The sequence below is a fragment of the Gardnerella sp. DNF00497B genome, from assembly GCF_049262725.1.
GTDB classification, from domain to species: domain Bacteria; phylum Actinomycetota; class Actinomycetes; order Actinomycetales; family Bifidobacteriaceae; genus Bifidobacterium; species Bifidobacterium leopoldii.
Genome location: NZ_CP058400.1, coordinates 674,259 through 687,831 on the forward strand (window position 1 = coordinate 674,259; position 13,573 = coordinate 687,831).

General features: G+C 40.4%; 10 protein-coding genes and 1 riboswitch. Of the genes, 5 read left to right on the plus strand and 5 right to left on the minus strand.

Features of this window, described 5'->3' with window-relative positions; translation table 11 throughout:
- Position 1 precedes the first annotated feature (1 nt).
- The 3 genes from HXT26_RS02430 to HXT26_RS02440 all read left to right on the plus strand — a co-directional run bounded on the left by HXT26_RS02430 (position 2) and on the right by HXT26_RS02440 (position 5,833).
- Positions 2-2,530 (plus strand): DEAD/DEAH box helicase, encoded by a 2,529-nt coding sequence (locus tag HXT26_RS02430; protein ID WP_004106564.1) that lies wholly within the window; start codon positions 2-4, stop codon positions 2,528-2,530.
- 87 nt (positions 2,531-2,617) lie between these two features.
- Entirely contained in the window at positions 2,618-3,985 is a 1,368-nt protein-coding gene (locus HXT26_RS02435; RefSeq protein WP_004106565.1) for a replication-associated recombination protein A, read from the plus strand.
- A gap of 135 nt (positions 3,986-4,120) precedes the next feature.
- A complete protein-coding gene (locus tag HXT26_RS02440; RefSeq protein WP_004106566.1) occupies positions 4,121-5,833 on the plus strand; it encodes a PASTA domain-containing protein in 1,713 nt (570 codons plus the stop codon).
- Positions 5,834-6,028: 195 nt separating this feature from the next.
- Here HXT26_RS02440 and HXT26_RS02445 read toward each other — a convergent pair whose 3' ends face one another.
- The 5 genes from HXT26_RS02445 to HXT26_RS02465 all read right to left on the minus strand — a co-directional run bounded on the left by HXT26_RS02445 (position 6,029) and on the right by HXT26_RS02465 (position 11,398).
- Positions 6,029-7,156 carry a hypothetical protein gene (locus HXT26_RS02445; RefSeq protein ID WP_422112071.1) on the minus strand — a complete coding sequence of 376 codons (1,128 nt, stop codon included), beginning with the start codon at positions 7,154-7,156 and terminating at the stop codon, positions 6,029-6,031.
- Between the two features lie 74 nt (positions 7,157-7,230).
- Positions 7,231-7,728: a hypothetical protein gene (locus HXT26_RS02450; protein ID WP_116442733.1), complete on the minus strand. Its 498-nt coding sequence runs from the start codon at positions 7,726-7,728 to the stop codon at positions 7,231-7,233.
- A 248-nt stretch (positions 7,729-7,976) separates the two neighbouring features.
- The gene (locus HXT26_RS02455) at positions 7,977-8,282 is read right to left on the minus strand and encodes a YhbY family RNA-binding protein (protein ID WP_004106568.1); all 306 of its coding nucleotides are present in this window, start codon (positions 8,280-8,282) and stop codon (positions 7,977-7,979) included.
- 174 nt (positions 8,283-8,456) lie between these two features.
- On the minus strand, positions 8,457-10,781 hold the full coding sequence (locus HXT26_RS02460; RefSeq protein WP_422112090.1) for an energy-coupling factor transporter ATPase: 2,325 nt from the start codon (positions 10,779-10,781) through the stop codon (positions 8,457-8,459).
- A 47-nt stretch (positions 10,782-10,828) separates the two neighbouring features.
- The gene (locus tag HXT26_RS02465) at positions 10,829-11,398 is read right to left on the minus strand and encodes an ECF transporter S component (RefSeq protein ID WP_004574293.1); all 570 of its coding nucleotides are present in this window, start codon (positions 11,396-11,398) and stop codon (positions 10,829-10,831) included.
- Positions 11,399-11,404: 6 nt separating this feature from the next.
- Positions 11,405-11,551: riboswitch (FMN riboswitch) on the minus strand.
- A gap of 72 nt (positions 11,552-11,623) precedes the next feature.
- Here HXT26_RS02465 and HXT26_RS02470 point away from each other — a divergent pair.
- Positions 11,624-12,658: a glycosyltransferase family 2 protein gene (locus tag HXT26_RS02470; RefSeq protein ID WP_004106577.1), complete on the plus strand. Its 1,035-nt coding sequence runs from the start codon at positions 11,624-11,626 to the stop codon at positions 12,656-12,658.
- Between the two features lie 93 nt (positions 12,659-12,751).
- On the plus strand, positions 12,752-13,525 hold the full coding sequence (gene ppgK / locus HXT26_RS02475; protein ID WP_004108876.1) for a polyphosphate--glucose phosphotransferase: 774 nt from the start codon (positions 12,752-12,754) through the stop codon (positions 13,523-13,525).
- The last annotated feature ends 48 nt before the right edge of the window (positions 13,526-13,573 follow it).

Genomic DNA, 13,573 nt, shown 5'->3' on the forward strand with positions numbered 1-13,573 from the left:
TATGGCTGGTTTGGGCGAGTTAGCTTTCGATTTGCATCATGCTAGCGAAGATGAGATTTTTCAAGCATTTGTTGATTGGGTTAAAGATAACAAACATGTAGATTTGTGGCCGCATCAAGAAGAATCCGTTATGGATTTGCTTGCAGGAGACCACGTTATTTTAAACACTCCAACAGGTTCTGGAAAGTCGCTTGTCGCGCTCGGTATGCATTTCGCGGCGCTCGCCACCGGCAGACGCTCCTACTATACTGCGCCAATTAAAGCTCTTGTATCCGAAAAATTCTTCGATTTAGTAGCTATTTTTGGGCGTGACAACGTTGGTATGATTACAGGCGACTCGCATATTAATGCGGATGCTCCAATAATCTGCTGCACGGCGGAAATCTTAGCAAATCAAGCTCTGCGTGAAGGCGCAAACGCTGAAGTCGATTGCGTCGCAATGGACGAATTCCACTACTATGGTGATCCAGAGCGCGGATGGGCTTGGCAAGTTCCGCTGCTTACACTTCCAAATACGCAATTCTTACTTATGAGCGCAACTCTTGGAGACGTAACGGATATTGCGGAACGCTTAGAAAAATCAACAAAAAGAAACGTCGATATTATTGCAGACGCTCCAAGACCAATCCCGCTCGAATACGAGTACACAGATAAGCCGCTTGCAACAACTGTAGAACTCTTATTTAACAAGGGTTTAACGCCAATTTACGTAGTTCATTTTTCGCAAGACGCAGCTCTTGAAACAGCGCAAGCGCTCGCAAGTACTGGAGTTTCAAGCAAAGAGCAGCGAGACAAAATTGCTCAAGCCATTAAAGGTACTAAATTTACTACAGGTTTCGGCAAAATTTTGCAAAGGTTACTGCGCACTGGTGTAGGCGTACATCATGCTGGTATGCTTCCGCGCTACCGTAGGCTTGTCGAACAGCTCGCACAGCAAGGACTTCTACCAGTTATTTGCGGCACAGACACTCTCGGCGTTGGCATTAACGTGCCAATTCACTCGGTTGTGCTTACAGCTCTTACAAAATTTGATGGGAATCGTAGTAGAAAGCTTCGCGCTCGCGAGTTTCACCAAATTGCAGGACGTGCAGGCAGAATGGGATTCGATACTGAGGGCTTAGTAGTTGCAGAGGCTCCAGAGTTCGAGATTGAGAATGCGCGCGCTGTTGCAAAAGCTGGAAATGATCCTAAAAAGCTTAAAAAAGTTAAGCGTAAGAAAGCTCCAGAAGGCTTTGTTGTTTGGGGCGAGCCGACATTTACTAAGCTTATTGAAAGCGCTCCCGAAACTTTGAATCCTCACATGGTTGTAACGCATTCAATGATTTTGAACGAAGTTACGCAAGGTGGGGATGCTAGAGCGCGCGTTGAAAAACTTATTGAAGATAGTGCACAAAGGCCACAAGATAAAGAAAAATTGCTTGAGCGTTGTGATGATATTTTCCAGACTTTGCTCGATACTCAAGTCATTGAATGTAGAGAGCGCGTTGACGGTTCTTGCGATTATGATCTTGATGTTGCTATGCCAGACGGTTTTGCGCTAGATCAGCCGCTTTCTCCATTCTTACTCGCAGCTTTGGAACTTCTAGACCCAGAATCTCCAAGCTATGCGCTTGACGTAATTTCCATGGTTGAAGCAACTCTGGATGATCCTAAGCCTGTTCTTCGTGCTCAAGAGCGCAAAGCACGCGATGCTGCAATGGCTGGTATGAAGGACGATGGCATTGACTATGAGGAGCGCATGGAACGCTTAGCTGAAGTTAGCTATCCTAAGCCTCTTGAAGACTTACTAGCTCCTGCTTTTGCGCAATATCGCAAGGATGTGCCGTGGGCGAACGACTACTGGATTAAGCCTAAATCTGTGCTTCGAGACATGGTTGAAACAGCATCTGATTTTACTGGATACATTTCTCGTTATGGCATTGCTAGAAGTGAGGGAACGCTTCTTCGTTACCTTTCGGACGCTTACCGTTCTCTTGCGCGCACTGTGCCTGAAGATATGCTTAACGAAGAATTGCGTGATATTATTTCGTGGCTTCGTCTTGTTGTGCGCTCTATTGATTCAAGTCTTGTTGACGAGTGGGAGAGTGCAGGAGGATCGGATGCTGAAGCTAGCGCTGTAACTACGGCTGCGCCTTCAACTTCTGAGTCTGTAGTTGAGGATCGTCGTGGACTTATTGTGTTGATTAGAAACGCAATGTTCCGCCGTGTGCAGCTTATGGATTTGGAAGATGCGGAATCTTTGGGAGAGCTTGACAAAGCTTGGGGTTACGGCGTTCACGAGTGGAATGATGTGCTTGACGACTATTATGATGAGCACGAGTATGTTGGAATAGATGCTAAGGCTCGAAGTGGCGACTTGTTTATTTTGGATGATTCGCTTGAGAAAAGTGAACATTCGTGGAAAGTTCGGCAGATTATTGACGATTCAGACGGGGATCATAATTGGGCTATTACTGGCGTTGTCGATTTAGATACAACTCAAGATGAAGGCGAAGTTGTGTTCTTCGATTACCAAGTTTCGCACGTGTGATTTTTAAAAATGTGTTAACAGAATACGAAATGCAAGACGCAAAATGCAATCGAACGTTTGTTCTATATGTAGTGTAAGCTGGTATTTATGGAGCAGGATTTATTTGCAGCAAGTAGCGCGCCGAGTGATGTAACTCGTCCGTTGGCAGTGCGTATGCGCCCGAGCAGTATTGAAGACGTACTAGGGCAGTTGCATGCTCTAAAAGAAGGTTCTCCTTTGCGTAGGCTTGCAAATCCGCAATCTAGAGGTTCTCTTACTGCTCCAAGTTCTGTTGTGTTGTTTGGTCCTCCGGGAGTTGGCAAAACTACGCTCGCTTATATTGTTGCTCGTCAGTCTGGTCGCGTGTTTGAAGAGCTTTCTGCTGTAACTTCTGGAGTTAAAGACGTTCGTGCGGTACTTGATCGCGCGCATGAGCGTTTAGTTAGTAATGGTCAAGAAACAGTTTTATTTATTGACGAAGTTCACCGTTTTTCTAAATCTCAGCAGGATGCTTTGCTTCCAAGCGTTGAAAATCGCGACGTAACTTTTATTGGAGCTACTACCGAAAACCCAAGCTTTTCAATTATTAAGCCGCTACTTAGTAGATCAGTAGTTGTTAAACTTGAGTCACTTAGCGTTGAAGATTTGCATACTCTTATAGAACGTGCGCTAACTGGCGAAAATGGTCTTAATAATCAGCTTAAAATCGACGATGACGCAATAGATTCTATTATTCGCTTAAGCGGGGGAGACGCTCGCAAAACTCTCACTATTTTAGAGGCGGCTGCAGGAGCAGTAACAGGAGATGTTGCGTTACAGCATGGCAAAAAGAAGCCTGTAATTACTGCTGATATTGTTTCTAACGTAATGGATACTACTACAGTTCGTTACGACAAAGACGGCGACGATCATTACGATGTGATTTCTGCTTTTATTAAGTCGATGCGCGGAAGTGATGTTGACGCTTCTTTGCATTATTTAGCGCGAATGCTTCGAGCTGGTGAAGACCCGCGTTTTATTGCAAGGCGAATTATGATTGCTGCTGCCGAAGAAGTTGGTATGGCAGCTCCGCAAATTTTGCAAGTAACTGTTGCAGCAGCTCAAGCAGTTGCTTTAATCGGCATGCCAGAAGCGCGTATTATTCTTTCGGAAGCTGTGATTGCTGTAGCAACCGCTCCTAAATCAAACGCAAGCTACAATGCTATTAATCAGGCTTTGCAAGATGTTGATGCTGGAAATATTGGTCAAGTTCCTCTTCATTTGCGTAACGCTCCAACTGCTTTGATGAAAAGTTGGGGAAACCATGACGGGTACAAGTATGCTCACGATTATCCGGGTGCTGTAGCATCCCAACAGTACATGCCAGATGAGCTAGTTGGTCGCGAATACTATCAGCCGTCGAATCGCGGCTACGAGCAGGAGATTTCGCAACGTTTATCTCAAATCCGTGCCATTCTTCACGAATCTAACAAATAAATAAGTGCTGTGTTTGTTATTGCATCTTTGTGTTTATCGGACAGTGTAACTAGAATCGTGTGTAGATATTTCACTTAAGAGGGATTTGCTGTGTTAAAAACTCGGTAAGTGCGAGCACAGTTAAGAGAGGGAATTATGGCATTTTGTGAAAATTGTGGAAATAAACTAGAGCAGAATAGTAAGTTTTGTGATTCATGTGGCAATGTTGTTGCAAATTATTCGGATGTTGCGAATGAAAATTATAATGTGCCACCTGTAAAAGAAACTTATACTCAGCCTGGGTATATTGCAAAAAGTAGTAGCGAGAAATCTTTTACTAAATCAAAGCAATTTAAACTACTGATTGCTTCAATTGTTGCTGTAGTACTTGTTATTGCTGCTGCGGTTGCGTTTATGGTATTTTATTTACCTTCACAAAGTAGTCATACTGTTCTTATTCCTAAAGCTAGTGCATTAAAAAGTGCGCCATTGCAAAAAACTGTAGACGATTTACGTAAGCAGGGTGTGAAAGTTATTATTGTTAAAGAGTTTTCTTCTGTTAAACGTGGTGGTTTTGTTCGTTTTACTAATGTTCGTCCTGGTCAACGTGTGCAAAGTTCATCGCATGTTACTGTTATAGAATCTAAAGGTCCTGGAATTCCTAAAAAGGGAGTAGTAGGTCAGCCTCTCGAAAAAGCTAAGAAAATAGCTGAATCTATGGGTGTTCCTGTTGAAACATACAATATTATTTCTACTAATACTGGAAAAGTTATTGCAACTGACCCGATGCCAGGCTTCTCAGTTTCGAGCGGAAGTAGTGATGATGGCGTGATTCGTATTGCTGTTGGAGTTAAAGACAAAGGTATTCCTGCAGACTTGTTCGGCATGGATAAAGACGAAGCAGTAAATAAGTTGCGAGATTTGGGATTGAAAGATGTTTCATTGCACCCGCATTTCTCGTCAGAAAAGAATCTTGGTAAGATTATTTCTTCTAAACCTGCTTTAGGCACAAAGTTTTCTGGTGGGCATGTTGACTTGTACTACGGTGTTGACGCTTCTGAAACCAAAAATGTGCTTACAGAAAATGATCCTAGTGACAAGACTATAATGTATGTGACTAATGCGTCTCCTGTTATTGGCACTTGGTGTACTAATGATGGCGACTGTATTGAGCTTCAGAAACATGATTATCCTAAAGATGATCCGGACTATATGTTTTTGCAGCTTCCTACCGATCCTAAGTACCCTGATGATTCTCATTTCTATGAGTATTTAACTTTTGGTAATGGTGCTCATCAGATGGGCGGAATGATATTTTATAAGGATAATGATAAGAATAAAGACAGTCAGATGAAGAATCATTTGATTGTTGGAGACACTGGCGCCTTTGAACTTTATCGTGGAATGGGATTGCCATATTGTGGTGAAACAGCTAATGACAATATTGGCAATATGTGTGTTAATGGTAAGTGGGTTGACGCGTTTGAACCTCCTGAAGACATTAAACAATATGGAAGTCCTGATAAAATTCCTGGCTATTGGAAAGACTCTTCGTTTAGAATGCGCGACTTCTTCCTTGTAGTTCCAGTTCATGCAAATCTTAATAAGATTGAATCTTCTGGCTATTTTGAAGGAAAAGGCAATAAAAAGCCAGATACTACAAGACCGTTTATTTTACGCAGAAATCCGAAACTGTATTCTAAAACAACTGTTGATGCTGAGCCTTACAAAGGTGCAATAGAAGATAACCCGTTCGTGCCAACAGTTAAGCACAAGGCTGTTCCATTTAAGCCTGCTCCAGACGATAGTGTTGCATACTACTTGGTTGAAAAGCCTTTCGACTGGAGTAAGCTTCCTGAACGTGACTAAACTGCATTACATGCATCAAGCGAAGTGATATTCATTTAAAAATGAAATTTATTCGCGCAAATAAAATGCTCCATGATTGAAAAACTGCTGAGGCAGTTCAACATTCATGGAGCACTTTAATCTATATAACTATGTGCATTTACCTGTATCACTTCATAGGAACAGAAAGTTTTGTAATGCTGCGCTCACTGCATATTACGGAATAATATGCATAGCATCAAAAGCTTCCGGAGTTCCTGAAAGATCTTCATCCCAACAACAATATCTAGAATCTTTAATAGCTATGGTAAATTTATCCCCAGTTTTTGCGTATTTTGAAAAATAAGCATCTAATTTAGAATTATCTTCTTCAGAATTTGCTTGAGGAATTAAACCTCTTGTTACACGAGTACCTGGAGCAGAAAAACCACTTTCTGTTCCATGAAAATTAGTAACAATAAGAAGACGTTTAGTGAAAATAAATTCATTTTCACTAGATATTGTACCGTCGAAAACCTGATAACCTTTTTCTCGCCATTTCAGCACTTCTGCTTCATGCTGACGCTCTTTAGAAGTTAATTTAGTTATATTAATTAACTTATTAATTTCGCTAAGATCATCAGATTCCAAATAATTTGGCGCAGTTACTTTACCTAACTCATTACTACCTTTAGTTAGATTTGTGTCGATAGGATATTCAACTAAATAAGTTTTTTTAACAAAATCATTATTTTGCAGTTTATATATTGTTTTTTTCCATGGGAAATGAGGATCTTCCGACCAGTTATGGATCTCAGAATAACCGCCATCTGGTACTTTATTTTCAAGGAAAACAATACCATCATGATTTTTGTCAAAAAACATAGTTCCAAAATTAGTGCCATAACTAAGTATGGTTGAGGGAATGACTAACTTTTTCCCATCATATGAAAATAACCGAGCTGATATTGGTCGATCATTTTCACAAGTCTCACCATTTTGTGCTGGCGAACAATTTGGATCTACAACTTTCGCAGCAGTTACAATCAACTCAGGAATTTTGTCATTGTTAACATCCCAAAGCGAATAATAATATTTATCTGCATCACCAAATTTATACTTGCCGTTGAGATTAGTTAGTACGTCTTTATAAGCGCGGCCAGCTTGAGAACGAATGTCATCTGCATTGCGAGTATGCGGTTTTGTGATAGTGCTTATGGCACTACTGGCAACATGTTGCAGTGAAAAACCGCTATTTTGTGCAGTGTCGGCAACAAAGCAAACATACACAACCCATGTTGTAAGCCAGCATATAAGTACAACAGTCGATACGCAATAATACAGAAAATCACTATTCTTTTTCATACCCAGCATCTCTACTTTCGCAAAGTTGCAATTGTTTAATCGTATTTTGGCAAAACCTACGTTTTATGTGTAACTCATTCACCGTAATTGGAAGAAACGTCTTTCATTAAACCTGCCATGAGTGAGCCGTTGTCTATTTTGGAAAGATTATTAGCATTTCCAACAATCATAACGTCACCAGCAGTAGTTGGGAAAATCATTACAGAACATGGGTCGCTAACAATAAAAATATGATTGTCGTCATTCATGTCGAATGGGTTGCCGTTTTTATAAAGAATATTTTCTAATTTTTTATGATTTGCGTCAGAAGAAGGAAACTCATCAAGTACGCATGATGCGGCTTGTTGAAAATTGTCACCAGTTCCAACTTTTATAATCGCATTATCTCCTCCGAGAGCGTAGCTGCGTTTTATTGGTAAATGACACTTTTCGCTAATAGCGTTAAGATCTGGTTTTATATTAAGTAAGTGACGCAATCCGCTAAAAGAAGGATTGTGCTGAACACAATAGCACAAACCAGCTAATATAGCGACAACAACGAATCCCCAAAAATAACTTTTAGCTTTACTCATAATAAACCTCCATCTCAAGCATGATACAAAATAAGCATCGCTGACTCAGTTTTCGAATCAATCAATCTCTCTTAAGCGAAATTCTTACATGCAATTCTATCTATATGCGCTGATAAGAAAACATGCAAAAATTATGCGTATTTTTGTCTTGATTACGTAATTTATATAGCTTCTCATAAGCAAAATGGACCTCTCAAATTAGAGAAGCCCATTCGTATACGATTTAAACGGCGTGTTAATCTAAATCATTATTCACGCACAAGCATAATGTGTTCAACGCTGTCTAATGGAGATACGCGGAACAAAACAAAACGATTGCCAATTACTTGCACGACTTCGGCGCCGAGCTTTTGAGCAAGTGCATCAGCAGCTTCTTTAGCGCTTAATCCGGAACCATCTTGCACAGAGCACTTCATGAGCTCGTGGTACTGCATGGTTTCGTCTGCTTGCTTCACAGCTGCATCAGTAATATCGTTCTTGCCAACGTATAAAAGTGGGCTAAGCGTATTAGCGAGCGCGCGGAGCTGCTTAATCTGCTTTTTTGTCAATGCCATAAGGCGTCCTTTCAAATGCAAGTTTTATAACGCAAATATTACATAAATTACATAGTGCTTAACGGATTATACAGTATATTGCGAATTGTTGCATGTGATAATACAAATTTATTTACTGTGCATTGTGTATTTATTACGCGCGCTGCAAAAGTGTGAAATATTTTCAAAATTTTATTACAAAGGTAGCATTTTGCACACAATAATCGCGCTTACAACACCAAGAGTAACTACTGATAGCAGCACATCTTTTATACGCATTTTCCATGAGTGCAAGTGAGTTCTTTCAGCTCCAGGCGTGTAACAGCGTGCATCTAATGCGAGCGCAAGAGTGTCAGCATGGCGAATTACTCCTGCAAAACCTGGCACTATTAAAGCTGTTATAGCGTGTACTCGTTGCTTAAAAGAACCATCTCGAATGCTACTTCCTCGAGCGATTTGCGCTAGTGCCACAGAGTGCGCTTCTGCACTGAGTGTTGGTAAGAACCGTAGCGCTAGGCTCATAATAAGTGCTATTTCTTGCGTTGGTATTCCAATATGTCGAAGTGGTGATAGTAATCGTGTGCAAGATTCGTTAAGCGTTGTCTGACTCATTGTTAGCACTAGAACTGCTCCAATGATAATAACAAGCGAGAATCGTGTTGCAAAAAGTATTGCATAATTAATTCCATCAGTTGTAATAGGAATAGTTGCAATATTTGCTAGCACTGTACCAGTTCGCACTGCCAGAATGTTAAGTAATCCGGAGAAAACAAATACCGCAATAATCATGTGCAGTGAAGCAATAAGCTTAACAAATGGTATTTTTGCAGCAACAGTTAGAGTAAATGTTACAAAAGCAAGAATAGCTAACTGTATGTAGTTAGTAATACTAAAAGCACTTAGCATAAGAATAAAGCATGATAGCAGCGTCGCGCGTGGGTCAAAAGATTGAAGTAGCGAAGTTGTTTTTGCTTTTGCGGAACTTTCTTTGTTTTTGGTATTTTCAATATTTTTTGCTGTGCTGCATTCTTTATTGCTTGCTTTATTCCTTGTTTTCAATGTTACTAATCTTGCGCCTAAATCTTCTACTTCTTGAAGATTATGCGTAATAAGTATTATGGTTACGCCTTGATTGTGTAGCATTCCAAGAATTTCTCGAATACGTAACGCAGCTTCAAAATCTAATCCAGCTGTTGGCTCATCCAGTACGAGCACGCGTGGCTTGCAAGCTAAAACGCCAGCTATTGCAACAAGACGCTGCTGACCTCCAGAAAGCGCAAAAGGTGATTTTTCAGCCAAATTCTCAAGGCTCAATAAGCGTAGGGTTTCATCCACACGTTCTTTAAGAGCATTGCCTTTCAGCCCAAAATTTTTTGGCCCATACGAAACATCATTCCGTACTGTATCAGCAAAAAGCTGTTGTTCTGGCAGTTGCATAACGTAGCCAATTGTTTGATGTAGCTTTTGTCGTATTATTTTAGATGTTTTACCTCTAACAGATATACCATGCACTGTTATGTTTCCTGAATTGGCTTTTAACAATCCACACATTGTTTTAACAAGAGTTGATTTACCGCAGCCGTTTTCGCCCATTATTGCAACTGTTTCGCCACTTTTAACAGTGAGTGAATAATCGTCAATAACAGCTGGAGAAGTTTTATCATATTTAACAGTTAGTCCGGAAATTTCTACAGCGATATCTGACTCATTTTCTTTGAATCTGCTATCTGTTAAGTTTTTGTTCTTGCTGATTTTAGTTAAATGATTATTAGCCAACTCAATATTAGAAAGGTAAGTTTTTAAACCATTAAAGCTTACTTCTTTCAGAATGCCATTTTTTAGTAGAAGTATGCGATTTGCTCGTTTGCATTCCTCAAAATTGTGTGTAATTTGAACAATAGTAGTGCCATTTTTATGCAAATTATCGAATAAAGCATCAACGTCTTTGCGAGCGAACGAGTCGAGCATAGAAGTAGGTTCGTCAAGAACAAGCAGTTTAGAATTCATAGCAATAGCGCTTGCTAAAGCTACTCGTTGCTGCTGTCCTCCGCTCATAGTGCTAGGGTCATCGTAACGCTTATCTTCCATGTGAACAGTTTTTAAAGCTTCACTGATACGCTTATACATTGTTTTTCGAGGGAATTGCAAATTTTCTAGTCCGAAAGCAACATCTTCTTCAGTAATTGTTGTAATAATCTGGTCTTCAGGACTTTGGAAAAGTGCACCAATATATTTTCGTGCTTTTTTATATGATTCAGCACAAGCAGTAGTATTTTCAAAAACTTTTTCACCGCATAATGTAACGTAACCGCTATCTGGTGCCGTTAAACCTGCAATAATTTTTGCCAAGGTTGACTTACCAGAACCGTTTAATCCCACAATTGCCACGCGCTCGCCAGCGTTAATTGTAAGACTTAAATTATTAAGCGTCCAAGTTTTTCCATCATCGTAGCTAAAGCAAACATTTCGCAACACTACTTGCGCATTATTTTCAATCATGTGCTTTTTAGCTTCGTTCATGCTACTACTTGTGCTGATATTATGCATAATTATGCCGCTTAGAATTATTATTTATTTTCGTGTAGTAGGTTGGAAATTGGTTTGTAAATAAGCATAGTTACTACAACGTGAAGTGCAAGTTTAATAATATTAAACGGTAGCAGTGCTGGAATAATAAGAGCCACAACCTGTGAAACAGTCATGTGAGCATAAAGTGGCGTAATAACAAGATTTCCAGCTATTGCAAGAGCAATAGCAATAATTGATCCTGCCAAAAGTCCGATTATTGCGCCTTTTCTGGTATGCATTTTTTTGTAAATCAATGCCGCTGTGACGCTAGCTCCTAAAGATACTAGCACTGCCATAACTGTGCCTAGTGGATTGGTAAATAAGTGCGGTGCGAAACCTAGTATGCTTACTATTGCTGCAGCTGCAGGACCATATGCGAATCCTGCAACTAGGCATACTATTCCTGAAGGATCATATTTTAAATACGACAAGTCTGGAATAAGTGGAAATTCTATGAAACTTACAGCCATTGAAAGTGCCACGAATAGAGCGTATTTTGCTATTTTTTCGCTAGACCAGTTAGAGTTCTTTGCATAAGTTTGGTGATTATTTGTATTAGAAATGCCCATGATGGGTCTCCGTTTCTTTCATCCGGACTGTAACCGTTGGCTTCGGAATTTAACCGAATCAGCAGCTTGTAAGCCGCTCGCGGGCTTCAAAAACGCATGAAATACGTATTTTGTTACCGCCAGTAAGGATTTTCACCTTCCCTGAAACTAACTATTCTTTTGTATCTCATGCTAAGAACATTGTTGTGATAATTGTGTGGCGAGGGTAGGTGCGAGAATACAAGTATGAGCAATACGAGTGCATCAAAAAAAATTACTACTAATAACGCAACTAGCATTGATAAATTAGCTATTGTTGTTGTCACTTATAAGCGTCAAGAGCTTTTGGAGAATTTATTCCATTCGTTTGAATGTTTAAAAGAATGCCCTTGGCGTATTGTCGTTGTTGACAATGAGTGCAGTGACAAAACCGGCGAAATGGTTGCTCGTCTTGAAGCTTCTTTAACTAATCGTTGGGGTAAAGCTCAAAAAGATTGTGAAGGCAATGAACTTCATGTTGTGTATGCTCCTCAAGATGAAAATCTTGGTGGTGCTGGCGGTTTTAGTGCTGGTGTTAAAAAAGCTTATGAACTTGGAGCTAAGTGGTTCTGGGTTATGGATGACGATGTTGAAACAGTGCCTGAATCTATTGAGCGTCTTGCTCCTTGGACTAAGCGTCATGCTGTTGTTCAAGGAAGTCGTTTAGATTATGACGGTGGTAAATTCTACTGGCAGTACGATTTTTTGGTTCCGCTTGGTATTCCAAATCCTATTGCGCCTGCTGCTTTCGGCAGAGCTGGATATAAAGTTATGAATACGATGTGTTTTGAGGGCGGTTTGATTCGTCGAGATATAGTTGAAAAAATCGGCTTCCCGGATTCGCGCTACTTTATTTACTGGGATGATACTACTTACGGGTATCTTGCGAGTAAGGTTACGAATCCTATTGTTGTTCCGGATATTATTCTTCGTCGCACTCGTGATATTCCTAATTGGGATATTGCAGGAGTGCGTCAGCTAAATTCAACATCGGACATGAATCGTTATCATATTATGCGAAATAGGGGCTTTATGGCTCGCTACTTTATGGTTCATGGCGATTTTCGTCCGTTTATGTTTGCGCTTGGAACTGCTTTAACAGCTGCTAAAGAGCTTATTCGTTTGATAGCTGTCGATCGTGAGCATATTATTTCGGGTATTGGTAAATTGTTTACCGGTTGGATTGATTCTCGAAAAATTTTGCACGATCAAGACTGGAAACCTATGCCTTCGTTGAAGTAGAAGTTAGTAAACAGTAAGCGTGTCGTATCAAATATACGATAGAATACTGGTAATTGTCCATACAGCACACATTCAGAGGGGAGTGTTAGTGAAATGATTGACACTGCACAAGCATTTGGCGTCGATATTGGTGGCTCCGGTATTAAGGCTGCTCCAGTAAATTTGGAAAAGGGAGAGTTCGCAGAACCTCGATACAAAATTCTCACTCCTGCGGTTTCTACGCCTCAAGCAGTTGCAGATATTGTTCGTCAGCAGCTTGAACATTTTGAAGTACCTGCAGATGTGCCTGTTGGAATTGCGTTCCCTGCTCCAATTAAGCCTGGTAAGAAGCTTGATTTTATGGCAAATCTTGACCAGTCTTGGATTGGTGTTGATGTTACTGAAGTCTTTAGCGAGGCTTGTGGTCGTCCTGTAACAGTAGTTAACGATGCCGATGCTGCTGGTTTAGCTGAGCAGCGTTTTGGTGCAGCAAAAGACAAGGATGGCTTGGTTATTGCTACTACTCTTGGCACTGGTATTGGCACGGCTTTGATTTACAACGGTGTGCTTATTCCAAACACTGAGCTTGGTCATATTCAGCTTGAAAAAGGTAAGGGCGATGCTGAGAAGTACGCTGCTTCTTCTGTTCGTGAAAAGTTGGATATGGGCTATAAGAAGTGGGCTAAGCGTTTGACTAAGTACTACGGCCTGATGGAAAAGTATTTCAACCCAGATTTGTTTGTTGTCGGTGGCGGTGTTAGCCGCGTAAGCGAAAAGTTCTTGCCGCATATCGATATTAAAACTCCTATTGTTGTTGCAACATTGCATAATGAGGCTGGAATTATTGGTGCAGCTTACTATGCAATGCAAAAGATGCAGCAAAACTAAAAAATAACTAAATATTATTTGTTATCTATTGAGCTGGGTGAGCAGTTT

Bases quoted from the DNA above. Each gene is read 5' to 3' on its own strand.
- HXT26_RS02430 (WP_004106564.1), top strand. From the start codon at position 2: ATGGCTGGTTTGGGCGAGTTAGCTTTCGATTTGCATCATGCTAGCGAA.
- HXT26_RS02435 (WP_004106565.1), top strand. From the start codon at position 2,618: ATGGAGCAGGATTTATTTGCAGCAAGTAGCGCGCCGAGTGATGTAACT.
- HXT26_RS02440 (WP_004106566.1), top strand. From the start codon at position 4,121: ATGGCATTTTGTGAAAATTGTGGAAATAAACTAGAGCAGAATAGTAAG.
- HXT26_RS02445 (WP_422112071.1), bottom strand. From the start codon at position 7,156: ATGAAAAAGAATAGTGATTTTCTGTATTATTGCGTATCGACTGTTGTA.
- HXT26_RS02450 (WP_116442733.1), bottom strand. From the start codon at position 7,728: ATGAGTAAAGCTAAAAGTTATTTTTGGGGATTCGTTGTTGTCGCTATA.
- HXT26_RS02455 (WP_004106568.1), bottom strand. From the start codon at position 8,282: ATGGCATTGACAAAAAAGCAGATTAAGCAGCTCCGCGCGCTCGCTAAT.
- HXT26_RS02460 (WP_422112090.1), bottom strand. From the start codon at position 10,781: ATGAACGAAGCTAAAAAGCACATGATTGAAAATAATGCGCAAGTAGTG.
- HXT26_RS02465 (WP_004574293.1), bottom strand. From the start codon at position 11,398: ATGGGCATTTCTAATACAAATAATCACCAAACTTATGCAAAGAACTCT.
- HXT26_RS02470 (WP_004106577.1), top strand. From the start codon at position 11,624: ATGAGCAATACGAGTGCATCAAAAAAAATTACTACTAATAACGCAACT.
- ppgK (WP_004108876.1), top strand. From the start codon at position 12,752: ATGATTGACACTGCACAAGCATTTGGCGTCGATATTGGTGGCTCCGGT.